Source organism: Streptococcus sp. P25B114 (genome assembly GCF_053010325.1).
This window is the reverse complement of record NZ_JBRKNW010000023.1, coordinates 1-24,683: the sequence shown is the minus strand read 5'-3', so window position 1 is coordinate 24,683 and position 24,683 is coordinate 1. Positions and strand designations below refer to the sequence as shown.

Sequence of the window (24,683 nt, the reverse complement as noted above, 5' to 3'; positions counted from 1 at the left end):
AAAGGAGAATTGATTATGTCTTTAACGAATCGTCTTACAAAATTTGCTGTTCTTGGTTTGGCCAGTGTCGGCCTTCTGACTGCCTGTGGTCAGGCTGCTAAGGACACAGCAGACCAGCCTATTACAGTGGTTTCCCGTGAGGAAGGGTCAGGAACCCGTGGTGCCTTTATTGAGTTGGTGGGAATTGAGTCTAAGGATGCCAATGGCGAAAAGGTGGACAATACAACTAACCAAGCTATTGTAACCAACTCTACAGCGGTTATGTTACAGACAGTAACCGGAGATACCGCGGCTATCGGCTATGCCTCACTTGGTGCGCTTGACGGCAACAGCAAACCATTGGAAATCGATGGTGTCGCTCCAAGTATTGATACTATCAAATCTGGTGAATACAAGATTGCCCGTCCATTTAATATCGTTACAAAGGATTCTATTAGCGAAGCTGCTCAAGACTTCATCAGCTTTATTATGAGTTCTGATGGTCAAGCAGTAGTTGAAAAATCCGGCTATATCCCAGTCGATGCCAAAGCAGCGTACCAGGCTAAGACAAAATCAGGTAAGGTCGTGGTAGCAGGTTCAAGCTCTGTTAACCCAGTTATGGAAAAATTAAAAGAAGCTTATCAAGCAGTCAATCCAGACGTAACTGTGGAAATCCAGCAAAGTGACTCCTCAACAGGTGTGACAAGCGCCATTGAGGGCTCTGCTGATATTGGTATGGCATCGCGTGAATTGAAGGATTCAGAAAGTTCAGCTGGTGTATCAGCTACACCAATTGCCATCGATGGTATTGCAGTAATTGTCAATAAGGAAAATCCATTGTCAGGTTTGACAGTACAAGAAGTGCAGGATATTTACACTGGTAAAGAAGCCGAGTGGTCAACCTACATTTCTAAATAAGGGGAGTTTATGCGTCAGTTCCGAGAAACCGGCATGCAAGCAGTCTTTTTTCTGGCTGCCTGCATTTCCGTTTTATCCGTAGTATTTATTTGTATCTTTCTATTTTCAGCTGGTTTGCCAGCCATCCAAGAAATCGGTTGGGGAAATTTCCTGTTTGGCTTAGATTGGCGACCGTCTAATCAACTTTTCGGTGTCTTGCCGATGATTGTGGGCTCCGTCTACGTGACCTTTGGTGCCCTGGTGCTCGGTGTACCAATTGGTATTCTGACAGCTGTCTTTCTGGCCTTCTTCTGTCCAGAAAAATGGTATCCAATTTTCAAGCGTACGGTCAGCCTCATGGCGGGAATTCCCTCAGTTGTTTATGGTTTCTTTGGTTTAGTGGTCTTGGTGCCTTTTATCCGTAGCAATGTCGGTGGTCACGGGATGGGGGTTTTGACAGCATCCATTTTGTTGGGAATCATGATTTTGCCGACTATTATCAGTGTCTCTGAGGCAGCCCTACGTGCGGTTCCAGAAACCTATTATCAGGGTGGCTTGGCCCTGGGAGCCTCCCATGAACGGTCTATCTTCTTTATTATCCTACCAGCAGCAAGGCGGGGGATTATGGCCAGTGTTATTTTGGGTCTTGGTCGTGCAATGGGAGAAACCATGGCAGTTATCATGGTGGCTGGTAACCAGGCCCTGATACCAAGTTCCTTGACTTCGGGAGTACGGACACTGACGACCAACATCGTTATGGAAATGGGTTATTCAACGGATCTCCACCGTGAGGCCCTGATTGGAACTGCAGTTGTGCTCTTTGTCTTTATATTACTCATTAACTTGCTCTTCTATAGCATGAATAAGAAGGAGGCCTAGGATGTCATTAGTAAAACACCAAGCTTCGACTGACCGGACCTCTCTTATCTTGAGGTGGCTGGTATTTCTAGCGGCTGGTCTGGCAGGCCTTGCAACCAGCTTTATCGTTCTCTATATTTTGATCAAGGGCTTGCCCTATCTCAATCTGGAGCTCTTTTCATGGACCTACAATTCAACCAATGTGTCCATGCTACCAGCCCTTCTCAACACTGTTTTGATGGCTCTTCTGGCCCTCTTGATTGCCTTGCCAATCGGGATTGGTGCCTCTATCTACCTAACAGAGTATGCCCAGCCGGACAATCCCCTAGTGACCATTGTTCGTTTGGCAACGGAGACACTATCAGGGATTCCGTCTATCATCTATGGTTTGTTTGGCGCCCTCTTCTTTGTCAAATTCCTTGGCTTGGGCCTGTCAATCATTGCAGGGGCTATGACCCTTAGTATCATGATTCTGCCCTTGATTATGCGGACAACCGAGGAGGCTCTCTTGTCCGTTGAAGATGGCTATCGGGAAGGAAGTTTTGCCCTTGGCGCTGGTAAATTGCGGACCATATTTCAGGTGGTTCTGCCCTCTGCCTTACCGGGAATTTTTTCAGGTGTCGTATTGGCCCTGGGCCGGGTTATCGGTGAGTCAGCAGCCTTGATCTTCACAGCTGGGACAGTAGCAGAAGTGGCGACCAATCTCACCAGCTCAGGTAGGACCCTGGCTGTCCACATGTATTTGATTTCGGGTGAAGGTATTTATGTCAATCAGACCTACGCAACAGCTGTCATTCTCTTGATTCTGGTCATTGTCATGAACCTCTTGTCTGAATGGATTGCAGTAAAATTAGGAAGAAATAGAAATGAGTAAACTAAGTATCCAAGGTCTGGATCTCTTCTACGGGGATTTTCAGGCTTTGAAGAATATCAATTTAGAAATTCCAGGTAATCAGATTACAGCCTTTATCGGGCCTTCTGGTTGCGGGAAATCAACCCTCTTAAAAAGTCTGAACCGTATGAATGATTTGGTCAAGAACTGCCGTTTAACGGGCAAAGTTCTGCTGGACCAAGAAGATATTTATGCGGAGATGAAGACGACAGTCCTCCGTAAGAAGGTCGGAATGGTTTTTCAAAAACCAAACCCTTTTCCAATGAGCATTTATGATAATGTGGCCTACGGACCTCGTACCCACGGCATTCATAATAAGCTGGAACTGGATAAGATTGTCGAGCGTTCTCTTCGTCAGGCAGCTATCTGGGATGAGGTCAAGGACCGCCTCAATAAGTCTGCTCTGGGCTTGTCGGGCGGTCAGCAGCAGCGTCTCTGTATTGCCCGTGCCCTGGCTATCGAGCCGGAAGTTCTCTTGATGGACGAGCCGACGTCAGCTCTCGACCCGATTTCAACCGCCAAGATAGAAGAATTGGTGCTGGAATTGAAGAAGGACTATACTATTGTCATGGTCACCCATAATATGCAACAGGCCTTGCGGGTGTCTGACCAGACTGCCTTTTTCCTCTTGGGTGAGGTCGTTGAATTTGACAAGACAAGCAGTCTCTTTAGTATGCCAAAAGATCCACGTACGGAAGACTATATCACAGGGAGGTTTGGTTAATGCGTTCACGTTTTGAAAGCCAATTAGAAGAATTGCAAAAGGACATGGTCTACATGGGTGGTCTCTGTGAGGAGATTATCGCAGGCTCTGCCGACGGTCTCAATGGGCCAGAGCAGTTGAACTACGAAAAAATCCAGCAGACCTACCAGCAGATTGAGGAGCTAGAGCGGGATATCGAAGCCCGTTGCCTCAAATTGCTCCTGCGCCAGCAACCAGTTGCTCGGGACCTGCGCACCATTTCATCCGCCCTTAAAATGGTCTACGACATGAAGCGAATCGGCGCCCAATCCTCTGAAGTGGCGGACCTGATTCGCAACAATCCCATTGACCTGGTGGAAGAGATTCCTTTAGTTAAGAAAATGGCAGAGCAGGTCAGTCAGATGGTGGTGGGTGCCCTGGATGCCTTTATCAAAGAAAGTCACGATTTGGCCAGCCAAGTTGTTGCAAAAGACGATACAGTTGACCAATATTTTGGTACAATAAAAGAAAAACTGGCTACATATATTGGGATCCACTCTGCAAATGGTGACCAGGCCATTGACCTCTTGATGATTGCCAAGTACTTGGAGCGCATCGGTGACCACGCCGTCAATATTGCCAAGTGGGTACAATTTTCTATCACGGGTCAATTAGAAGGGTAAGAAAATGATCTACTGTGTAGAAGATGATGATGCCATTCGTGAATTGATGATCTATAGCCTCAAGACTGCTGGTTTTGAGGCTAAGGGTTTTCCAGAGGCTGCTAGTTTTTGGGAAGGATTGGAGGAAGCAAGTCCTGATTTAGTGGTCTTGGATGTTATGATGCCAGGCCAGGACGGAATTTCCGTCCTCCAGGACCTGCGTAGGCAGACCAGGTGGCTGGCTATACCCGTCATTATGGCAACGGCCAAGGGGACTGAGATTGACAAGGTTCAGAGTTTGGACATGGGGGCTGATGATTACCTGGTCAAGCCCTTTGGTATGATGGAAATGATTTCCCGTATTAAGGCTGTTTTGCGCAGGACTCAAAAGCAGGAGGAGCAAGAGCTTGCCTTTGCCACGATTCGTATCAATCTAGCCAGTCACAAGGTCTATGTCCAAGACAGCAAGGTTGAATTGACTTTGAAAGAATTTGAATTACTGCACCTCTTCATGCGGTTGCCTCAAAAAGTCTTTACCCGTCAGGAACTCTTGGACAAGGTCTGGGGACAAGATTTTATGGGCGAGACGCGGACGGTCGATGTCCATGTGGGAACCCTGCGCCAGAAATTGGGCCAAGCCGGTCACCTGGTCAAAACAGTGCGTGGAGTAGGCTATCTCTTGGAGCAAGACCATGACTAAACGGATTTTTCAAGCAGTATTTATGACAGCTATGGGGGTCTTTTTGCTGACTATCCTCACTGTCCAGGTCTACCTTTATAATTATTTTAACGGTCAATTGGTCGATCATTTGGTTCAAGCAACCCAGTTGGTGGCAGAGGCGGTTGAAAATGAAGGCGAAGACTATCTGCAGCACATTGCTCCTGGAGAATACCGTTTTACTTGGATAGCTCCTGACGGCAGTGTCATCTATGACTCCGAAAATGATGCCTCGCAAATGGACAATCACAGCCAGCGTGAAGAAGTCATTCAGGCTAAAAAAAATGGAATCGGCCAGCGGGTCAGGTATTCTAGTACCCTGTCTGAAACCCTCGTTTACTCGGCACGGCTCTTGCAAGACGGCAGTATCGTCCGTCTTTCAGTTTCCCACAGTACGGTCTTTGATTTGATGCAGCAGATGTTTCCCTGGTTTGCCGTCTTGGGGTTTGTGTCGCTTCTGACTTCCTACGTCCTTGCCAAATACACGGCTCAAAAATTACTCCGGCCCTTGGAAACCATTGACTTAGAGCGACCCTTGAAAAATGATGTTTATAAGGAATTGCATCCCCTGCTCAAGCGACTGGATTTTCACCAGTCTCAATTGGCTGAAAAAGAGAGTCTCCTGCGGCAGAAACAGGATGAATTTGATACTATCATTTCCAAGATGAAGGAGGGGTTAGTCATCGTTGATGACCAGGGCCGGTTAGTCATCTACAATGAGGCGGCTCGTAATCTTTTAGAATTGGAAGAGTCAGCCCTCTCCAGACCCATTGCTCTTTTTCAGCGCCAATCGGCCTTGAAGGACTTGCTGACGGAGTTACTGGATGGTCAGAAAACAGATACAATTGTCGAATTGCAGGACCACCAATACAAGGTCATCGGACGTCCGATTTGGTCGGAGCAGCAGCAATCAGGGGCCGTTCTTCTCTTTTTCGATGTGACCGAGCAGTATTATCTGGAAAAATTACGGCGAGAATTCACAGCGACGGTTTCCCACGAATTGCGGACACCGCTCCACATTCTATCTGGCTATTCTGAAATTCTGCAGTCGCGCATTGCCTCGCCAGATGATGTTGTCGTCTTTGCCGAGAAGATTCACCAGGAATCCCAGCGCATGATTCAACTGGTAGAGGATATTCTCCAATTGGCCCAGTTGGATGAAGGTAGACATATCCGAAAAGAGGATGTGCAATTGACTGACCTGGTCCAGCAGGTTTTGGCTGGTCTGGAAGACAAGGCGGTGCAGAAAAATATCGCTTTGAGCTTTACGGGTCCCCAGATTTCCTATCATGGAAATCCTGTCCTACTCCAGTCTATTATTTTTAATCTGTGTGACAATGCCATTAAATACAATACCGAACATGGACAGGTCCATGTTAGTCTCAGTCAGACAGATGAGGCCATTAGCCTGGTCGTAGAAGATACTGGTCTGGGCATCTCACCGATAGACCAGGAACGCATGTTTGAGCGCTTTTATCGGGCCGACAAGAGCCGTTCCAAACAAGTGGGCGGTACCGGTCTCGGTCTCTCCATTGTCAAACACGCCCTTCAAGTCCACGGCGCTACCATCCACGTCCAAAGCCAGTTAGGTCAGGGAACTGTGATGAAGGTGAAGTTTCCGAAATAAAATAAAAACTGTATTCACAGCTCAACATCTTTAGCTAAGGCTAGTTTTCTGCCACTCAGCGTTCGTTTTTCTCGAAATACAGTCAGTATTACATCAAAAAACAGCCTTGATTTGTAAAAAACTATCTCTTTTCTAAATATACTTTGCTTGTGAACACAGGTTTTAAAAAGCATGAAAATCATCAGATTTTCATGCTTTTTATTTTCTCTTCTGTTGGGGTGACACGGAGGGTCTTCTGACCACGGTAGGTCACAAAACCTGGCTTGCCACCTGTCGGCTTATGGAGTTTCTTGGCTTCAATCATATCGACTTGAACCAGATTGGAATGTCTGGCCTTGGAGAAGTAGGCGGCCAACTCAGCTGCGTCTGTCTTGACCTCGTCGCTTGGGTCCAAGTTGTCTGTGATGACCACATGGCTGCCAGGAATGTCTTTGGCATGGAACCAAAGTTCGCCTTTCTTGGCCATTTTGAAGGTCAATTCATCATTTTGCAGGTTATTTTTTCCGACCAGAATAATGGTCTTCCCGTCCGTCGCCAAGTATCGCTCAGGTTTCTGGCGTTTATGGATTTTCTCACGATGACGGCGTTTGAGGTAGCCTGTTTCAATCAATTCCTCACGGATTTCATCGATTTCTGCCAGACTCGCCTGTCCTAGCATGGTATCAACGGACTCCAGATAGACAATGGTCGCCTTGGTCTCCTCAATCAAGCTGGTCAAGTGCTTGACCGCCTCCTTGAGTTTCTGGTATTTCTTGAAGTAACGTTGGGCATTCTGGCTAGGAGTAAGAGCCACGTCCAACTCAATTTCTAGCTCCTCGCCCGTATAGTAGTTGTCCAACCGTACACTCGGTTGGTCATTGGGCACCTGATGCAGATAGGTGGTCAAGAGCTCTCCCTTTTGCCGCACCAACTCCGCACCTTCCGTATCCGCCAATTCCTGCTCCTGTTTGACCAACTTTTTGCGATTCTTCTCCAGCTCACTGGCCACCCGCTTGATCAGCTCATTGGCCTGCTGGGCCACCCGATCCCGCTCCGCCTTGTCCTGATAGTAGAAGTCCAGCAGACTGCTCAGGCTCTCAAAGTGTGGCTGGTTTTCAGGGCTATTGGCAAATGGCAGAGCAGCATAGGACTTGTCCGTTAGGGTAGGCTGTGTAGCTTGGTCAAAAAAGGCATGGAAGTTCTTCAGGCGGTCTGTCTGCAAATGTTTGGCCAGTTCAGAAGCCGTATCCCGCCCCAAACCTTGAAAGACCTGTTGGAGATTTTTTGGACTCAGTTCTTGAGTCGATAGGATTTCAAATAATTTCTCATCAGACACCGTATAAGGATTGAGAGAATGCGTCTCTGGTGGACGAATGTAGGTGGAACCTGGCAAGATGGTTCGGTAGGAGTTTTGCGAGAAACCAACGTGCTTGATAGCCTCGATAATTCGCTGCTCAGACTTATCCACCAAGATGATATTGCTGTGCTTGCCCATGATTTCCACCATCAAGGTAGCTTGGATATGGTCGCCAATCTCGTCCTTGTTGGACACCGAAAATTCTAAAATGCGGTCATTGTCCAACTGACGAATCTCCTCGATAATAGCTCCCTGCAAGTATTTCCGCAGAATCATGGTAAAGGTATTAGGCACTTTTGGATTGGTAAAGTCCGACTGGGTCAGCTGAACTCGTCCGAAAACCGAATGGGCAGACAGGAGCAGCTTATGGCTCTGACGGTTGCTGCGGATGTTGAGGACAATCTCCTGTTCAAAGGGCTGGTTGATTTTCTGAATCCGCCCACCTTCTAAGTTAGCCCTTAACTCAGCCGTCATGTGATGTAAAAAAAATCCGTCAAAAGACATGGTAGACCTCTTTCTCTTCCTAGAATCTAGCTTTTTCTAGTATAGCATATTTTGGGGGCTGACAACATGTTAAGGAATTTTCAGAAAATTTGTTCAAAATCCTTGACAAATCCTCCAAGACCATCTATAATCGTATGTAATCAGAAGAAGTAGTAGGACAGAAGTCTTTAGGGAGCCTGTGGTTGGTGGAAACGGGCGGCGGAGTCTTATGAAATGGGCTGATGAGATTGTTTGGCATAAATACTTTGCGTAGACTGTTTTGGCTGAGCACGAGGCAGGTCGACGCAGCTTATACTGGCGGTATAGCAAGGAGAGCTAACAAAGTACTCAGTCAAAACAGTCACGTAAATGAACTTAAAACAATGATAGTTCGGTTGGCACACCTTACAGTGCAACTCCTTGTTTGAGGAGATGAGATATGGGAGGATTCTAGACATTCCCATAAGTGAGGTGGCACCGTGTCATTGACGCCCTCGCATACGATTTTAGTATGCGTGGGCTTTTTCTATACAAAGGAGATTACATTATGATGAAACGATGGCGTAGCTTACAGATCTTGAATTGACGAAATAGATACAATTGTTTTAATAAGAAAGAGGTTTATGATGAAAAATAAAAAATTGATGGGTGTGTTGATTGCATTTTTTGCGATTATTGTGGCTGTAGTGATTTCAAATCAGAATAAACAAGAGACCACAACAGAGACAGGGACGGAATCTCAAACTGTTAAAATCGGAGTTCTCCAATATGTGACCCACGCTTCCTTGGACGAAATTTACAAAGGGATCGAAGCTGGTCTCAAAGAAGGCGGCTACGATAAGGATGTCAACCTGCAAATCGACTTTATGAACGCTGAAGGTGACCAATCTCAAGTGCAAACCATGAGTAAAAAATTGGTCGATAATGGCAACGAATTGCTGATTGGTATTGCGACACCAGCAGCCCAAGGCTTGGCTAATGCGACTAGCGATCTGCCAATCATCATGGGAGCTGTAACAGATCCGGTCGGTGCCAACTTGGTTGCTGATTTGAAAAATCCTGGTGGCAATATCACTGGCGTTTCTGACCAAACACCAGTAGCAGATACTATTGACTTGATTAAACAAATCACCCCAGAGGCAAAAACAATCGGTGCTCTCTTCTCATCAAACGAGGATAACTCAAAGGCCCAAGTTGCTGAATTTAAGGCGGCAGCTGAGGCAGCAGGCTATGAAGTTATCGAGTATGCAGTTCCTTCTTCAAACGAAATTGCCTCAACAGTAGAAGTTGCCTCAACCAAGGTAGACGCCTTCTTCACACCAGTTGACAATACCATTGCATCGGCTTTCTCAACAGTCGTTTCTGCAGCCAACAAGTCTAAAAAACCAATCTATACTTCTGTAGAGGATATGGTCGAAGGTGGCGGTATCGCATCTGTAACCCTCAGCCAATTTGACCTAGGTGTTGCTACTGGTAAAATGGCTGCCAAGGTTCTTGACGGTGCCAAAACAGCTGACACACCAGTTGAAGTCTTTAACCAAGGTACCGTTGTCGTCAACCAAAAAGTAGCTGATGAACTTGGCCTTACCCTTCCAGCGGAGATTGTTGAAAAAGCAAGCCGCGTGATTAAATAAACGAAATTTTAGAGAGAATTATGATCCTTTCCACCATTTCCCAGGCCCTGCTTTGGGCCATTCTTGGTCTTGGTATCTTCATGACCTTCCGTATTTTGAACTTTCCAGATATGACGACAGAGGGTTCCTTTCCCTTGGGCGGAGCAGTGGTTGTGACCTTACTTACTCAGGGTGTCCACCCGATTCTGGCGACCTTAGCTGCTGTTTTGGCAGGCTGTTTGGCAGGGCTTGTGACCGGTCTCCTGTATACCAAGGGGAAAATTCCAACCCTCTTGTCGGGGATTCTGGTTATGTCTTCCTGCCATTCCATTATGCTCTTCATTATGGGGCGAGCCAATCTGGGCTTGCTCAATATCAAGAGTTTGCAGGACCTCCTGCCTTTTGATAGGGAGACAAATGGATTGATACTAGGCCTGATGGCAGTTGTGGCTGTCATCTCTGCTCTGCTATTCTTCCTAAATACCCGCTTGGGTCAGGCATTTATCGCTACGGGTGACAATCCCGACATGGCACGCAGTTTTGGCATTCATACCAGCCGTATGGAGCTTATGGGTCTGATCCTCTCCAATGGGGTCATTGCCCTTGCTGGTGCCCTCATCGCCCAGCAGGAGGGTTACGCGGACGTTTCGCGCGGTATCGGTGTCATCGTGGTTGGCATGGCCAGTCTCATCATCGGTGAGGTTTTGTTTGATAATGTGACAATGGCAGAGCGTTTTATCACCATTGTGGTGGGAGCGATTTTCTACCAATTCTTGATTTTGGGTGTGATTTCCCTGGGAATCAATACCAGCTACCTCCGCATTTTCTCGGCCCTCATCTTGGCAGTCTGCCTCATGGTCCCTGAAATCAAAAATAACATCCTGAAAGGAGCCAGCTTGACCAAATGAATGCAATCGTTGAACTAAAAAATGCGCGTGTGGTGGTCAACAATGGCCTGGACCAGGAGCGAGTGATTCTAAAGGATGTCAATCTGACTATCTACCAAGGGGATTTTATCACTATTCTCGGTGGCAATGGTGCTGGTAAGTCCACCCTCTTCAATGTCATAGCAGGTACCCTGCCCTTGACCAGTGGAACAGTGTCTATCTTGGGCGAGGATGTGACCAAGTGGCCAGCGGAAAAGCGGGCCAAGTATCTGTCCCGGGTCTTTCAGGATCCCAAGATGGGAACGGCACCTCGGATGACTGTGGCGGAAAATCTTTTGATTGCCAAGTACCGTGGCCAAGGTCGCGGGTTGGTTCCTCGGCAACTTCCCCAGCATTTGGAAGAGTTTGAGGCGACTCTAGCAAAAATTGGCAATGGTCTGGAGAAGCATATCGCCACTCCAGCTGGTTTATTATCGGGTGGCCAGCGTCAGGCTCTCAGCCTCTTAATGGCCTCTATCGTCAAGCCAGAGCTGTTGCTCTTGGATGAACACACGGCGGCCCTTGATCCGAAGACCAGCCAGTCCCTCATGAATTTGACGGATAGCCTGATTGCCGACCAGGAGCTGACTGCCCTTATGGTCACTCACCAGATGGAGGATGCCCTTAACTTTGGCAATCGCTTGATTGTCATGAAGGATGGTCAAATTATCCAAGAACTCAATCGCCAGCAAAAAGCGGAAATGCAATTGGAAGATTACTATAAATTCTTTGAGTAATAAGTCTGGAGCGATTCAGGCTTTTCTTATCAATAAATACCAATAATTAGTGATTTGTGTTATACTATAACTAACGAAGCTGTATAGGAGAAGTAGTTTATGCCTCAAAATCGAAAGGAACGCTTATTTTTTGGGATTTTAATGTCAGCGATGATGGGATTTGTAATGACCGTTTATAACTTATGGTGGGCAGGTCGCTTACAATTAACTATTTTGTTGCCATCTTATTTTTTGGGAGTGGTTGTCTCTTTTATAGCATCGCAACTTGTCAATCCTTTAGCCATCAGATGGATCAATTTCATCGGACCAAAATTACCTTCTGAAAAGCATATTTCCTTTGCTATGATTAGTTTTCGGTCTGTTGCAATGGGGTTAATTATGGGAGTATTTGGTATGTATATGAGCCATCTTCCCTTTCATCTACCGATTTATGGTTTCCGCTTTTTGAGAAATATTATTCTATCACTTCCATTAAGTTATTATATTGTCAATCCTCTTGCGAGACGTATCCTAGTCTCAGTGAGGGAAAGGAACAGTTAGACACTGGCTTTGCTGGTGTTTTTTCATTTTTTAGAGATTTTTTGCTATACTAGACATATGAAAATTTCAATTACTACAACCTCTACACACTATCAATTAAATGTGGCATACTCCGTTTCTGCATCTTTGACAGAAACATGGGATTTACTGGCTACAGACGCTGGTTTTGCCAAATGGTTTCCAGAACTCCATATTGAAGGACAAAAGTTGGTCTTTGAAATGGAGGATTTCCGTGAGGAGATGGACTTGTTGGCCTATCGCGAACCGCATGAGATTGTCTATACTTGGGATACTGCTCGGGTTGGTTTTATTCTGACAGAGCAAGAAGGTGGGAGTCACATTGCCTTTGAGGAATTCATTCCTAAGGATTTTGGCAATGAATTTGCGACGGCTGAAAAAGATATGACCGGTTGGCTGATCCAGCATGAATGTATTCAACTTCTCTTGCAAGGACAGGACTTACCGGACCATCTGCCTTTGCAGGAAAAATGGGCTGCATTTTTGGAAGAAGAACTGAAACGATAGAAGACTAGGAGATTGAGTAAGATGAAATGGTGGGCCCGATTGAGAGAAGAGTATTATGAAACAAGGTACAATTCTGGAGAGGATTGGTTGGAGTGGTTCATAAAAAGAAAAATGACCTGGGGCTGGCGGTGGTTTCTAGTCGTGGCTATTTGTGTCCTCTATCGACTGTTTTGGCTAGAACCACGAAATATTTTTCGCTTCTTCTATTTTATTTTTTTCCTTGGACTTGTATATGGTTGTTATAATTTGATAAGGTTAATACGCAGGAAGTGAAAAAACGAGTAAGCGACATTATTGTTTGCACACATGATAAAAGAATATAAATGAAAGGAATTACCATGCAACAAATTACTTGCCCGCATTGTGGGACGGCTTTTCAAGTTAATGAAACAGAATACAGCCAGCTTTTGGCTCAGGTTCGTGGTGTGGAGTTTGATAAGGAAGTTCATGATCGTTTGGCGCGTGAGACAGAGTTGCTGGCTCAGAAGGCTGAAAATGACTTGCAGGCTAAATTGGCTGACAAGGATAAGGCTATTTTAGAACTGACAGCTAAGGTTGAGCAGGTGTCTAGTCAGACGGAACATGAGGTCAGCTCTGCTATTGCTCAAAAGGATAAGGAGTTGATGGCACTTCAGGCTCAGCTGGACAAACTGACTAGTCAGACGGAACATGAAATTAGCTCTGCTATTTCCCAAAAAGACCAAGAAATCCTAGAGCTAAAGGCAAAATTGGAGCAAGTGGGTCTGTCCAAGGATTTGGAGTTGCAGCAGGCAGTGGCTCAGGTTGAGAAGGAGCGGGATGCGGCCCAGAATGCCTTGGTTTTGCAGGAGCAAAAGCAGGAATTGGCGTTGGCTACCACTCGGCAGGAGTATGAGGTTCAGCTCAAGGCGGCTAGCGAGCAGGTAGAGTTCTATAAGAACTTCAAGGCCCAGCAATCGACCAAGGCTATCGGTGAAAGTTTGGAATTGTATGCTGAGTCGGAGTTCAATAAGGTTCGACAGTTAGCTTTTCCCAATGCTTATTTTGAAAAAGATAATCAAGTGTCGGCGCGTGGGTCCAAGGGTGACTACATCTACCGCGAGACGGATGAGAATGGTGTCGAAATCATTTCTATCATGTTTGAGATGAAAAATGAGGCGGATGACACGGTTAAAAAGCATAAGAATGAGGACTTTTTCAAGGAATTGGACAAGGATCGTCGTGAGAAGAACTGTGAATATGCGGTGCTAGTGACCATGCTAGAGGCGGATAACGATTACTACAATACGGGCATCGTGGACGTCAGCCACAAGTACGAGAAAATGTATGTGGTTCGCCCTCAGTTCTTTATACAGTTGATAGGACTTTTACGCAATGCGGCGCTCAATAGTCTGAAATACAAGCAAGAGTTGGCCTTGGTCAGAGAACAGCATATCGATATTACCCATTTTGAAGAAGATTTGGCGACCTTTAAAACAGCCTTTGCCAAGAACTACCAGTCAGCCAGCACCAATTTCCAAAAAGCCATTGACGAGATTGATAAGGCTATCAAGCGGATGGAGGCGGTCAAAGCAGCCCTGACCACCAGCGAGAATCAGCTCCGTCTGGCCAATAACAAACTGGATGACGTCACGGTCAAAAAGCTAACACGTAACAATCCAACCATGAAAGCGAAGTTTGAAGCTTTGAAGGGGGATTAGAATTATGGATTCTTCATATAAAAGACTGGTTACAGATCTGAGTGAAGCTATAAAGCAACAAAAACTGGTTATTTTTATTGGTGCAGGAGTTTCTATTTCACAGGGATATCCCAATTGGAATGAATATGTGGGACATCTCATAAAATATTGGCAAGGTCAAGTGCTTGCAGAAAGTAAGAATAAGAATATTGGAATTGAGCAAATTAAAATATTTGATTTAATAAGTAAATTAGATGTTAGTAATAAACGTAAAGTAGAATTAGTAAATCAAGAGTTAAAAATTATTTTTAAGAACGATTTTGAGAATCGTAGACTTGACTTCGAAAAAGCTTATTTTAAGCATTTGTTACCATTTTCAACTATCAATCCAACATTGCAACATCTTGCTAGTCTGAATGCTATTTTGATAACATCAAACTATGATTATGAAATTGAAAATCATTTTAATTTATTGAAAAATACAGTCAAAACGATAAATGATCTAAATGAGTTTCAACAATCTAGAAAAGGCAAGTTAGTTCCGGGTGATATTTTACATATTCATGGAACTCCTGATTGTGATGTCAAGTATTTTGTAAGTTCATCTGCAGATTATTCTCGAACGTACTTAAAAAACAAAAAGAATTATAATGATTTAGTTAAATGGTTTAAAAACACTAGACCAACTGTATTGTTTATTGGAGCAGGTTTGGAAGAAGATGAGATATTGTCATTACTTCATGAAGGTAGTAAAAATTATGCCTTAATGAAGGAAGAAAAGTCATCGAATTCAAAAGTTGATGAACATTATAAAACAATTGTTGAAAATTTCTTTAATTCAGAAAATTATACACAGATTATTTGGTTTGGGGATAAATTTGAGGACTTGCCAGTTTTTACTGAGAAATTAGTTAGCGATATTAACAAAGAATTAGGAATTCATGAATTTCATATAGATTGGAAAAAACTGTTAAATCCATTAGCTGCTCAAGAAACATATAACAAATCATTAGATAGTATTTCGAGTGATTCAAACTACTTATCTTCCCTTATCCATAGAGTTATTGAAATTGACAATCCTCAGTTAAATAGTTTGTTATTAGGTGGAATCTTTCAAGGCGAAACAATAAAGCAAATAAAATCAGGCTCTTTTCCTTTATTTTGGAAATTTATTTCTAAAAATATTGAAAAATTAAGCAAGGATGATTGGGAGAAAATTTATTCCATTATTATCCAAGGAAGTCAAAATTGTTATATGGACGATATGCACGTCGTTTATAATCGAGCGATAGAAAAAACTATTTTTAGTAATGGACAATTGAATGAACTGAGAGAAGCTGTATCTGAAGACAGTGACGTTATTAACTCTAGTTTTAATCAGGATAGTACATTATTAGGTTATTGGTTTGTAAAAACTTTCGAGCAAAATAATAATTATTTATATATTGAAGATGGTAGTGAATTTGAAGTGAATTTAAATCCAATCAACATAGAAAAAATGGTGAATGCAATAAAAAATTCACAAAAATATAGATATTATTCATTTAAGCATTTGAAAAATGAAAATGAAAATATTGAGCTATTTTATCAGCTTGTGAAGACAAACAGGCTATTTCTAGAAGGTAAGAGTTTCCTAGAAAATATTCCTGATAAGTTGTTAGATACAAGATTGGTTCAAAAGTTGTTAGTTCAGTTTGATAACGAGACTGGTTTGAATCAAACCTTGGTTAATAAATTAATCGAGTATATTGATTTCTCTGATACTCACTTTGGCGAAGAGTTAAATACATTTGTTAATAAACACAAAGGTATTATCGATAAAGAGATTCCAGAAAAACCATATCGAAATATGATTTCCTCTATGGAGGGAGGCTGGATTTCACAATATTCATTTCTTACAATAGAAGACCTTGTCGAATATGATGAAGCTGAATTGTTAGATATTTTAGAGAACTCTGAGGATGAACAAAAACGTTCTTCATTCTTAGAAGAAGAGACTATAAGAGAGACTGAGAACTTTTTAATTAGTGTCTTAAAAAATTCAAGTGAATTATCTGCAAAGGTTTCAAATCTACTAAAAAATCATATTGAAAAATTATTTTCAAAATATAAGCGCCTTTATGCAGAAATTATTATTTCATCAGAAGTTTCAGAAGAACTAAAAAATTTTGTAAAGGAAAAATATTTAGAGAAATTTGATAATGTGTCTTTTGATGATAATGACGAAAAATTCTTTAAATACTTTATAACTCAACAGGATGCTGAACAATCAATTTTTGAAAAATTACTCACTGTTGACCCAAATAAACTTTCAACTTTGAGAGATGATAATAAACTATTAGATATATTTCATTTTATAAATAGTGAATTAGGTTCTTATTTACAGTGTTTAATTTCTTTAATTATTAATCATTCAGAGTACAGTGCCCAAGTAGTTCTGAAAGTAAATGAAATTAAGGATTCGAATTACAAAGAGATTGTACAAGGTGCTTTAATAAGTGAATATGATGATACTACAAAAATTAATATAACATACTATACTTTTTTAGGATATTCTTATTATCATACTTCAATGACCTTAGAAGCTGACAGAATTTTTACAGATGTTATTAAAGAACTTTTAAATCAAAAAATTGAAGATAATCAAATTCTTAGTAAAGTTTATTTAGTTGCTTTGGAATTCATAGATCCAACAAAAGAAACTGTTGAATTATCGCAAAATAATTATGCCATTATGATAAATATTATTTTTAGAGACGAATATGAATTTAAATACTCACAACAGTGGTTACAAGAATTATTTACACAAGATTCTAAGGTAAATTATCTAGAAACTATTTCCGATTTGTTTTATAGAGAAAATGTCAATCATCGCAGATTGTTTTCCTTTATTGAGGAGCTCAAATATCTAATATCAAATTACAAATTTAAATTGCGGTCATATAGAGTGGATTATTTACTTAATAAGGAGAGTGTCAAAGATAGTTCTTTATTGAGAGACTTTTTATTGTTATTATTAGAGCACGATTTGTTAGAAAAGGATTACTATTATTTAGATAACATCAAACATATTATCAAGTTATTATCGATCGAAGAAAGAAATGATGTACTTCAAATTGTTCAAAGACAGAAAAATTGCACTCCGCCAGAGATAGAAGAAATACAAAATCTTATCAATGATTTAAGTCTAAAATAATTTCCAATGAATACAGTAGAATACAATTATTTGAGGACGTCTCAGTCAAATAACCCAACCATGAAAGCCAAGTTTGAGGCCTTGAAGGGAGAAAACCAATGAACACCATCGACCTAAATCTGCCTGTGGCAGAGATTATCCACCAGCACCCAGAAGTCAAGGATATACTGGTAGAGCTTGGTTTCAAGCCCTTGGCTAACCCAGCCATGCTCAACACAGTTGGTAAGGTGACCAGTCTGAAGACAGGCTCCAAGATGACCAAGATTCCGTTAGACCGTATTCAACAGGTCTTGGAATGCAACGGTTATGAGGTAATAGGAGGAGAAGCATGACGGAACAACGGATTGACATTTTGAAAAACATTCTCTTGGACCTGCACAATGGAGCCAGTCCAGAGTCTGTTCAGGACCAGTTTAATCAGCATTTCACGGGAGTTTCTGCCTTGGAAATCTCCATGATGGAGCATGAACTTATGTCCAGCGACACGGGGATCACTTTTGAAGACGTCATGAGCCTCTGCAATATCCATGCCAACCTCTTCAAAGGAGCCATTGCAGATGTGGAAGTAGCGGATATGGACCAGGAAGGACACCCTGTCTATGTCTTCAAGCAGGAAAATCTGGCACTGCGGGCAGCTCTCTTACGCATCCGCCGTATCATCGACCAGTATGAGCAGACAGAGGATGCGGAGCTGAAAGACCAGCTCCTGCAAGGTTTGACACGCCAGTTTGACCTCTTGGGTCAGTTTGAAAACCACTACACTCGCAAGGAAAAACTCTTCTTTCCAATCATGGAACGCTACGGTCATGATGCGCCACCCAAGGTTATGTGGGGCGTAGATGATGATATTCGTCTGCTCTTTAAGGAAGCCCGCAAGGCTTTAGATACCTTGCCAGATGGAGATATAGAAACTGTTCGTCAAACTTTTGAAAGTTTCGCCACTGAGTTTGAAGAGATGATTTTCAAGGAAGAAGCGATCTTGCTAATGATTTTGCTGGAGACTTTTACACAAGATGATTGGTTGCAGATTGCCGCTGAAAGTGATGCTTATGGCTACGCAATTGTGAAACCTACAGCAAAATGGGTTCCCCATCGGGTTTCTTTTGGAGAAATAGCAGAGCAGACTGACACACTGTCGACACCGCAGGCAAGCGATCCCAATGTGAGGGTGATTGATACGCCAGAGGGACAGTTTACTATCTCCTTCACACCAAAAGAACCGACCACATCAGTTCTGGACCCTGCTAGTCCACAGCCTTTTGGCAATGGTTATTTGACTCTTGAACAAGCGAATCTCATCCTTAATCATTTACCATTGGAATTAACCTTCGTGAACAAGGATGACATTTTCCAATATTACAATGATAGCCATCCAGTTGAGGAAATGATTTTCAAGCGGACACCTAGTCAAATCGGACGCAATGTCGAACTCTGTCATCCACCGAAAATTGTTGACAAGGTCAAAAAAATCTTTGAACTCCTGCGCAGTGGACAGAAAAATGAAGTGACTATGTGGTTCAAAAAGGATGAAGAAACCTTTGTTTATGTCGTTTACAAGGCGGTTCGTGATCAAGAAGACCAATTTCAAGGCGTCTTAGAATATGTTCAAAATATCCAATCCTATCGGGAACTAGACAGTGATTTTTCTAGAGAGATTTAGTTACACCTATCATATTACTTAAAGATGTCTTGTGTTTATCTATACAGAGGAGTGTGACATGATTAGAATAGTTCATTTAGAGGCTTGTCATATTGAGAAGCTAGTTCAGGCTTTTTAGAGCAGGGCTGGCCGTCGCGGAAGGCAATCCTGGAAAGTTATTTGACGGAGCAGGAAGAAGGTGAGCACCAGGTTTTGGTAGCTGAAAATGAGCAGGCCTGTCTGGGTTATATTACCCTTGTCAAATGTCCCAAGAAGGGGCGATTTTCTCAGACAGGTATTCCTGAAATTGTCGATTTTACTGTCTTTGAACATTTTCAGGGTCAGGGAATTGGCTACAGATTATTGGATGCTATCTGCCAACTTGTATCCGATTTTACATCCCAGATAGGGATAGGTGTTGGTTTGAATGCTCATTATGGCAAGGCTCAGAAACTTTATGTGCAAAACGGTTTTATTCCGGATGGGACTGGTGTTTGGTATGAGGACAGCCCTCTGGCAATTGAAGCTTCTGCCTACAACGACGATAACCTCTCTGTATTTTATCAAGCCACTGGAAACATGATATCATGCTTTATTGAGATTTTAATAGAAAAAATAAGAAGCTCTAGATAAGGTTGGAATCCATGTCCAGCCTTTTTTGTTACATAAAATTTCAGGGATTATCCATGGAAAGAATTCCCAAAACTACCTCAATCCTAGCAACCTATGCTATAATAGATTTAGAAAACAAAAGGAGATATACTATGAAAACTATTCACACAGACAAAGCACCAGCAGCTATCGGCCCGTACGTTCAGGGTAAGGTCGTAGGTAATCTGCTCTTCGCATCAGGCCAAGTACCCCTATCACCAGAAACGGGTGAAGTGGTTGGTGAGACCATTCAAGAACAGACCGAACAAGTCTTGAAAAATATTGCAGCCATCCTAGCAGAAGCTGGAACAGACTTTGACCACGTTGTCAAAACAACATGTTTCCTCAAGGATATGAATGATTTTGTACTCTTTAATGAGGTCTATAAAACAGCCTTCTCATCCGATTTTCCAGCCCGCTCAGCTGTAGAAGTTGCTCGCCTGCCACGCGATGTGAAGGTTGAAATCGAAGTCATCGCCGTTGTTGAATAAATCAGAAAAAGGAGGTCTAGCTATGGCAGACAAACTCCAACTAGTTATCGTGACAGGGATGTCGGGAGCCGGTAAGACAGTCGCTATCCAGTCCTTTGAGGATCTGGGCTACTTTACCATTGACAATATGCCACCGACCCTATTGCCGAAATTTATCGAGCTCATCCATGCCAGCAAGGACAATAACAAGATTGCCCTGGTTGTCGACATGCGGAGCCGGTCCTTCTTTGCGGAAATCCGTGAAGTTCTAGATGACCTGGAAACCGCAGAAGACCTGGACTTCAAGATTCTCTTCCTGGATGCCACGGATAGTGAATTGGTGGCTCGCTATAAGGAGACCCGCCGTTCTCACCCTCTGGCTGCAGACGGCCGAGTTCTCGACGGTATCAATCTAGAGCGCGAACTTCTAGCTCCCTTGAAAAATATGAGTCAGAATGTGATTGATACCTCGGATTTGACACCGAGAAACCTACGTATGGCCATCTCTGAGCAATTCGCTAGCCAGGACAATCAGCCGTCTTTCAGGGTGGAAGTCCTATCCTTCGGATTTAAGTACGGCCTACCTCTGGATGCGGACCTGGTCTTTGACGTGCGTTTCTTGCCAAATCCATATTACAAGCCCGAACTGCGCAATCTGACAGGGATGGACCAGCCGGTCTACGATTACGTTATGGACCACCAGGAATCAGAAGAGTTCTACGGCCATTTGATAAGCTTGATCGAGCCAATTCTGCCAGGTTACCAGAAGGAAGGTAAATCAGTTCTGACCATAGCAGTCGGATGCACGGGCGGTCAACACCGCAGCGTAGCCTTTGCCAAACGCCTAGCAGAAGACCTAGAGAAAAACTGGCTTGTCAATCTGAGTCATCGGGACAAAGACAAGCGGAAAGAGACGGTCAATCGGTCATGAGAAAGCCAAAGATTACGGTTATCGGAGGAGGAACGGGGATTCCTGTGATTCTCAAAAGCCTGCGCAACAAGGATGCGGACATTACAGCTATCGTGACGGTGGCAGATGACGGAGGCTCGTCTGGTGAGATTCGCCATGCCCTCCAGGTTACACCGCCGGGTGATTTGCGCAATGTCCTGCTGGCTATGTCGGATATGCCCAAGCTCTATGAGCAGATTTTCCAGTACCGATTTGATGCCAGTGACGGTCCCTTGGCAGGGCATCCGCTGGGAAATCTCATCATCGCTGGGATTTCTGAGATGCAGGGATCGACCTACAATGCCATGCGGCTCTTGACCCGCTTTTTCCATACGACAGGGAAAATATATCCTTCCAGTGAGCATCCGCTGACTCTCCATGCCGTCTTTACTGACGGGACTGAGGTGGTCGGTGAAAGTAAAATTTCCAAGCATCCAGGCATGATTGGGCATGTATTTGTCACCAATACCTACAATGATCAAACCCCAACAGCCAGTCCGCAGGTAGTGGATGCCATTATGGACAGCGATTTGGTGGTGCTGGGACCTGGCTCCCTCTACACCTCTATTCTACCCAACCTTATGATTCCCGAGATTGGACAAGCTCTCAAGGAGACCAAGGCGGAGGTGGTCTACGTCTGCAACATCATGACCCAGCGCGGGGAGACGGAGTTCTTCTCAGATGCTGACCACGTTACGGTCCTCAATGCCCATCTGGCCTGTCGTTTTATTGACACCGTCCTGGTTAACATCGAGCCTGTGCCACAGGACTACATGGATACCCACCAGTTTGATGAGTATCTAGTCCAGGTCAAGCACGATTTTGTAGGGCTTCAGGACCAAGCGCGGCGCGTGATTTCGTCTAATTTTCTTCGTTTGGAAAATGGCGGAGCTTTTCACGACGGTGATTTTGTAGTAGAAGAATTACTCAATATCTTGCAGGTGCGGTCATGAGTTTTACGATACAAGTCAAGGAAGAATTGCTGATTCAGTCCAGTCAAAATAAGTCGGAGTTGTCGGCCATGATCAAGCTGGCAGGCAGTCTAGGTCTGGCATCGTCAGGTTTGACCCTGTCCATTACGACTGAAAATGCCAAGATTGCTCGGCATGTCTATGAAATGCTCCAGACCTTTTACCAGATTAAGGCGGAAATCCGTCACCACCAACGGCAAAACCTTAGAAAGAATAGGATTTATTCTGTTCATATCGAGGACGGGGTCAATGATATTCTCAACGACCTCTATCTGGCAGATAGCTTTTTCGGCTTGGAGACGGGGATTTCACCGCTGGTATTGGAAAATGATTCCTGGAGCCAGGCCTATCTGCGTGGTGCCTTTTTGGCGGCGGGCTCTGTCAAGGACCCTGAAAAAGGTAAGTACCAGCTGGAAATTGCCTCGGTCTACAGCGACCATGCTCTTGACTTGGCGGACTTGATGCAGAAATTTCTGCTGGATGCCAAGGTGATTGAACGAAAAAAAGGGACCATTACCTATTTGCAACGAGCCGAGGATATCATGGATTTCCTCCTGGTCATTGGGGCAGAAGAGGCAAAGACCGAGTTTGAAAATGTCAAGCTCCTGCGCGAGGCCAGAAACGATCTCAATCGTGCGACTAATGCCGAGGCGGCCAATATTGCCAAGACAGTCACTGCTAGCATGAAAACCATTAACAATATCAGTAAGATTATGGAGACCATTGGACTGGACCAGTTGCCTGGAGATTTGCAGGAAGTGGCCCAGCTCCGCATCCAGCATCCTGACTATTCTATCCAGCAATTGGCGGATAGCTTGACCAACCCGATTACCAAGAGCGGTGTCAATCACCGCCTGCGGAAAATTAATAAGATAGCTGAGGAATTGTAGGGAGTGGATAGCCTGTATTCAGGCTATTTTTTATGTAAAAAATAGCCCTTTACCAAACTGAGGTTCTCGTTGATTTTTAAAAAAAGAGGTTCTGTAGGCAGCAAATTTTGTAGTAGAATGTTTAAACGAAATAATAGTTACAGAATAGTTGTTTATCATTGCAAGTTTTTTCTATATATGGTAGAATGTTGGCAGAAGTTTTTGTGCTCACAACAAAATGTGGTGTCGAATTGATATGGACGTTTTGATACCAGATTTAGCTTGTGATTGTTGATAGATATGTTTGTACACATAGGAGATTTATATGAAATTTGATCAAAAACAACGTTTTTCGATTCGGAAGTATTCATTTGGTGCTGCTTCTGTTTTATTGGCAAGCGTGTCCTTTATGGCCACTCAAACAGCATCTGCTGAAGAAGTGCCGGTTTCGTCGGATGTTAGTCCAGTGATTACGCCTTCAACATCAACGGTAGCGACTGCTCCTTCAGTTGATCCTATTGCTGCCACAGAAACTACGGTAACCACAGAAGCGACAGCGGAAGCAGTGACTCAACCAACTGACACGACAGGAACGACCTCTTTGAGATCGATGCCACAGTCAGGGAGCACCCAAGCTGTTTCAAATCAAGTAAGCCAAACGACGCCAACTGTAGCATCAACAGAACCAGTAGCCCCAAATGTAGCACCTTCAGGTAGTTATGTCTTTACTCAGGCTACAGGTGTTAAGAGTGAGCCAAAGATTTCAAGTCCAGATTTGGCACGCTATGAAAAGGGGCAAACGGTTAATTATGACAGTGTGGTAACTGCGGACCAGCATAAATGGTTAAGCTACATTTCTTATGGTGGAAATCGACGCTATGTTTCTGTAGGAACGGTTGCGCCGACAACGCCCGTAAATACGCCTGTTCAGCCATCCGCATCTACGACATCAGTATCCAGTGGTTCAGCATCTCAAGGGCAGTACAATGTCTTCAATAAAGTTGTCTACTTAGATGCAGGACATGGTGGTAGTGATCCCGGTGCCGTTTATTTTGGTAAAAATGAAAAGGATTTGAACCTACAGATTCAGAATCGTGTAAAATCAAAGCTTGAAGCGCAAGGTTTCCGAGTGGAATTGACTCGAACGGCAGATAGCTCTGTTGGTTTATTGCCGCGTTCTGAAAAAGCCAATCGGACTTCTTCAGATATTTTTGTAAGTATTCATTTTAATGCTTCGACGTCTCCTTCTGCTAATGGGATTGAGACTTACTATTATCAGTATTTTCCAGAGTATCCTGCGCGAATCAATAGCCAGTATCACAATGATGCTCAGCGCATAAATTTGAGTGCAAGTTTGGCAAACAGCATCCAATCTAATCTAATTACCAATACTGGTGCTCGAAACGGTGGAGTGATGCGGAGAACTTTCCAGGTCTTGCGTGAGACGACTGCTCCCGCGGTCTTGCTAGAGTTGGGCTATATGTCCAATAGTGCAGAGTCAGCAAAAATCTCGTCCGCAGCTTATCAGGAAAAATTGGTTGATGGAATTGTCAAAGGAATTTCTGACTATTATAAGAAACATGCAGGTCTGCCAGCAACGACCCCAGCGCCAAAACCAGCCGAAGCTTCTAAACCAGCAACTACACCGGCAGTAGCCAAGCCAGCCGAAACGCCAAAAGCAACTGTTATCGCAGGTAAGGTATCGGCTAGTGTTACCAATACAGCAACAGGTTTCAACGTGGCACTTTCTAATGTTCCATCAACAGTTTCCAGTGTTGTAGTTCCAGTTTGGTCAGCTAATGGTG

The 24,683-nt window shown here is 43.7% G+C and carries 21 protein-coding genes and 4 pseudogenes; 24 read left to right on the top strand and 1 reads right to left on the bottom strand.

Annotated features, from left to right (window positions below; all coding sequences use genetic code 11):
- Positions 1–15 precede the first annotated feature (15 nt).
- From ACVC7T_RS09720 to ACVC7T_RS09690, 7 genes are read left to right on the top strand one after another with little or no spacing between them, the layout of a single operon-like run.
- Positions 16–897 (top strand): extracellular solute-binding protein, encoded by an 882-nt coding sequence (locus ACVC7T_RS09720; RefSeq protein WP_105110944.1) that lies wholly within the window; start codon positions 16–18, stop codon positions 895–897.
- 9 nt (positions 898–906) lie between these two features.
- Positions 907–1,755 carry a phosphate ABC transporter permease subunit PstC gene (gene pstC, locus ACVC7T_RS09715; RefSeq protein WP_447262861.1) on the top strand — a complete coding sequence of 283 codons (849 nt, stop codon included), beginning with the start codon at positions 907–909 and terminating at the stop codon, positions 1,753–1,755.
- Position 1,756: 1 nt separating this feature from the next.
- Positions 1,757–2,608, top strand: coding sequence for a phosphate ABC transporter permease PstA (gene pstA / locus ACVC7T_RS09710; RefSeq protein WP_170242578.1), 852 nt, complete (start codon positions 1,757–1,759; stop codon positions 2,606–2,608).
- Positions 2,601–3,350 carry a phosphate ABC transporter ATP-binding protein PstB gene (pstB, locus tag ACVC7T_RS09705; protein WP_125265798.1) on the top strand — a complete coding sequence of 250 codons (750 nt, stop codon included), beginning with the start codon at positions 2,601–2,603 and terminating at the stop codon, positions 3,348–3,350. Before pstA ends, pstB begins: the two co-directional genes overlap by 8 nt.
- A complete protein-coding gene (phoU, locus tag ACVC7T_RS09700; protein WP_172062104.1) occupies positions 3,350–3,991 on the top strand; it encodes a phosphate signaling complex protein PhoU in 642 nt (213 codons plus the stop codon). Before pstB ends, phoU begins: the two co-directional genes overlap by 1 nt.
- A gap of 4 nt (positions 3,992–3,995) precedes the next feature.
- Positions 3,996–4,670 (top strand): winged helix-turn-helix domain-containing protein, encoded by a 675-nt coding sequence (locus tag ACVC7T_RS09695; protein WP_172062107.1) that lies wholly within the window; start codon positions 3,996–3,998, stop codon positions 4,668–4,670.
- Complete coding sequence (locus ACVC7T_RS09690) at positions 4,663–6,315, top strand: ATP-binding protein (RefSeq protein WP_447262860.1); 1,653 nt, start codon at positions 4,663–4,665, stop codon at positions 6,313–6,315. The genes ACVC7T_RS09695 and ACVC7T_RS09690 overlap by 8 nt, the downstream gene beginning before the upstream one ends.
- Positions 6,316–6,496: 181 nt before the next feature.
- Here the strand turns inward: ACVC7T_RS09690 and ACVC7T_RS09685 are convergent, their stop codons facing one another.
- Positions 6,497–8,155, bottom strand: coding sequence for an Rqc2 family fibronectin-binding protein (locus tag ACVC7T_RS09685; protein ID WP_394731527.1), 1,659 nt, complete (start codon positions 8,153–8,155; stop codon positions 6,497–6,499).
- A gap of 605 nt (positions 8,156–8,760) precedes the next feature.
- On the opposite strand from ACVC7T_RS09685, the gene trpX reads away from it, so the two are divergent.
- The 17 genes and pseudogenes from trpX to ACVC7T_RS09600 all read left to right on the top strand — a co-directional run.
- Complete coding sequence (gene trpX / locus ACVC7T_RS09680) at positions 8,761–9,768, top strand: tryptophan ABC transporter substrate-binding protein (protein WP_161943040.1); 1,008 nt, start codon at positions 8,761–8,763, stop codon at positions 9,766–9,768.
- A gap of 20 nt (positions 9,769–9,788) precedes the next feature.
- A complete protein-coding gene (locus ACVC7T_RS09675; protein ID WP_105110935.1) occupies positions 9,789–10,655 on the top strand; it encodes an ABC transporter permease in 867 nt (288 codons plus the stop codon).
- The gene (locus ACVC7T_RS09670; RefSeq protein WP_447262859.1) at positions 10,652–11,410 is read left to right on the top strand and encodes an ABC transporter ATP-binding protein; all 759 of its coding nucleotides are present in this window, start codon (positions 10,652–10,654) and stop codon (positions 11,408–11,410) included. The genes ACVC7T_RS09675 and ACVC7T_RS09670 overlap by 4 nt, the downstream gene beginning before the upstream one ends.
- 99 nt (positions 11,411–11,509) lie before the next feature.
- Entirely contained in the window at positions 11,510–11,950 is a 441-nt protein-coding gene (locus tag ACVC7T_RS09665; RefSeq protein WP_125265805.1) for a hypothetical protein, read from the top strand.
- A gap of 57 nt (positions 11,951–12,007) precedes the next feature.
- Positions 12,008–12,475: an ATPase gene (locus ACVC7T_RS09660; RefSeq protein ID WP_170243839.1), complete on the top strand. Its 468-nt coding sequence runs from the start codon at positions 12,008–12,010 to the stop codon at positions 12,473–12,475.
- Positions 12,476–12,813: 338 nt separating this feature from the next.
- Complete coding sequence (locus ACVC7T_RS09655; RefSeq protein WP_447262864.1) at positions 12,814–14,154, top strand: DUF2130 domain-containing protein; 1,341 nt, start codon at positions 12,814–12,816, stop codon at positions 14,152–14,154.
- 4 nt (positions 14,155–14,158) lie between these two features.
- Positions 14,159–17,329, top strand: coding sequence for an SIR2 family protein (locus ACVC7T_RS09650; RefSeq protein ID WP_447262858.1), 3,171 nt, complete (start codon positions 14,159–14,161; stop codon positions 17,327–17,329).
- Positions 17,330–17,427: 98 nt separating this feature from the next.
- Entirely contained in the window at positions 17,428–17,661 is a 234-nt protein-coding gene (locus ACVC7T_RS09645; RefSeq protein WP_029997990.1) for a DUF1858 domain-containing protein, read from the top strand.
- Positions 17,658–18,434: pseudogene (locus ACVC7T_RS09640) on the top strand (DUF438 domain-containing protein); the annotation flags it as partial. The gene ACVC7T_RS09645 and the pseudogene ACVC7T_RS09640, both read left to right, overlap by 4 nt.
- A 54-nt stretch (positions 18,435–18,488) precedes the next feature.
- Positions 18,489–18,989: pseudogene (locus ACVC7T_RS09635) on the top strand (PAS domain-containing protein); the annotation flags it as partial.
- Positions 18,990–19,148: 159 nt separating this feature from the next.
- Positions 19,149–19,601, top strand: a complete 453-nt coding sequence (locus ACVC7T_RS09630; protein WP_394731522.1) for a GNAT family N-acetyltransferase — start codon at positions 19,149–19,151, stop codon at positions 19,599–19,601.
- A 131-nt stretch (positions 19,602–19,732) separates the two neighbouring features.
- On the top strand, positions 19,733–20,110 hold the full coding sequence (locus tag ACVC7T_RS09625) for a RidA family protein (RefSeq protein ID WP_125265809.1): 378 nt from the start codon (positions 19,733–19,735) through the stop codon (positions 20,108–20,110).
- Positions 20,111–20,132: 22 nt separating this feature from the next.
- Positions 20,133–21,020, top strand: coding sequence for an RNase adapter RapZ (gene rapZ / locus ACVC7T_RS09620; protein WP_105110929.1), 888 nt, complete (start codon positions 20,133–20,135; stop codon positions 21,018–21,020).
- A complete protein-coding gene (locus tag ACVC7T_RS09615; protein ID WP_447262857.1) occupies positions 21,017–21,991 on the top strand; it encodes a YvcK family protein in 975 nt (324 codons plus the stop codon). Before rapZ ends, ACVC7T_RS09615 begins: the two co-directional genes overlap by 4 nt.
- Positions 21,988–22,899 (top strand): DNA-binding protein WhiA, encoded by a 912-nt coding sequence (whiA, locus tag ACVC7T_RS09610; RefSeq protein ID WP_105161112.1) that lies wholly within the window; start codon positions 21,988–21,990, stop codon positions 22,897–22,899. Before ACVC7T_RS09615 ends, whiA begins: the two co-directional genes overlap by 4 nt.
- A 304-nt stretch (positions 22,900–23,203) precedes the next feature.
- Positions 23,204–23,707 (top strand): annotated as a pseudogene (locus ACVC7T_RS09605) (YSIRK-type signal peptide-containing protein); the annotation flags it as partial.
- A gap of 135 nt (positions 23,708–23,842) precedes the next feature.
- A pseudogene (locus ACVC7T_RS09600) lies at positions 23,843–24,460 on the top strand (N-acetylmuramoyl-L-alanine amidase family protein); the annotation flags it as partial.
- Positions 24,461–24,683 lie beyond the last annotated feature (223 nt).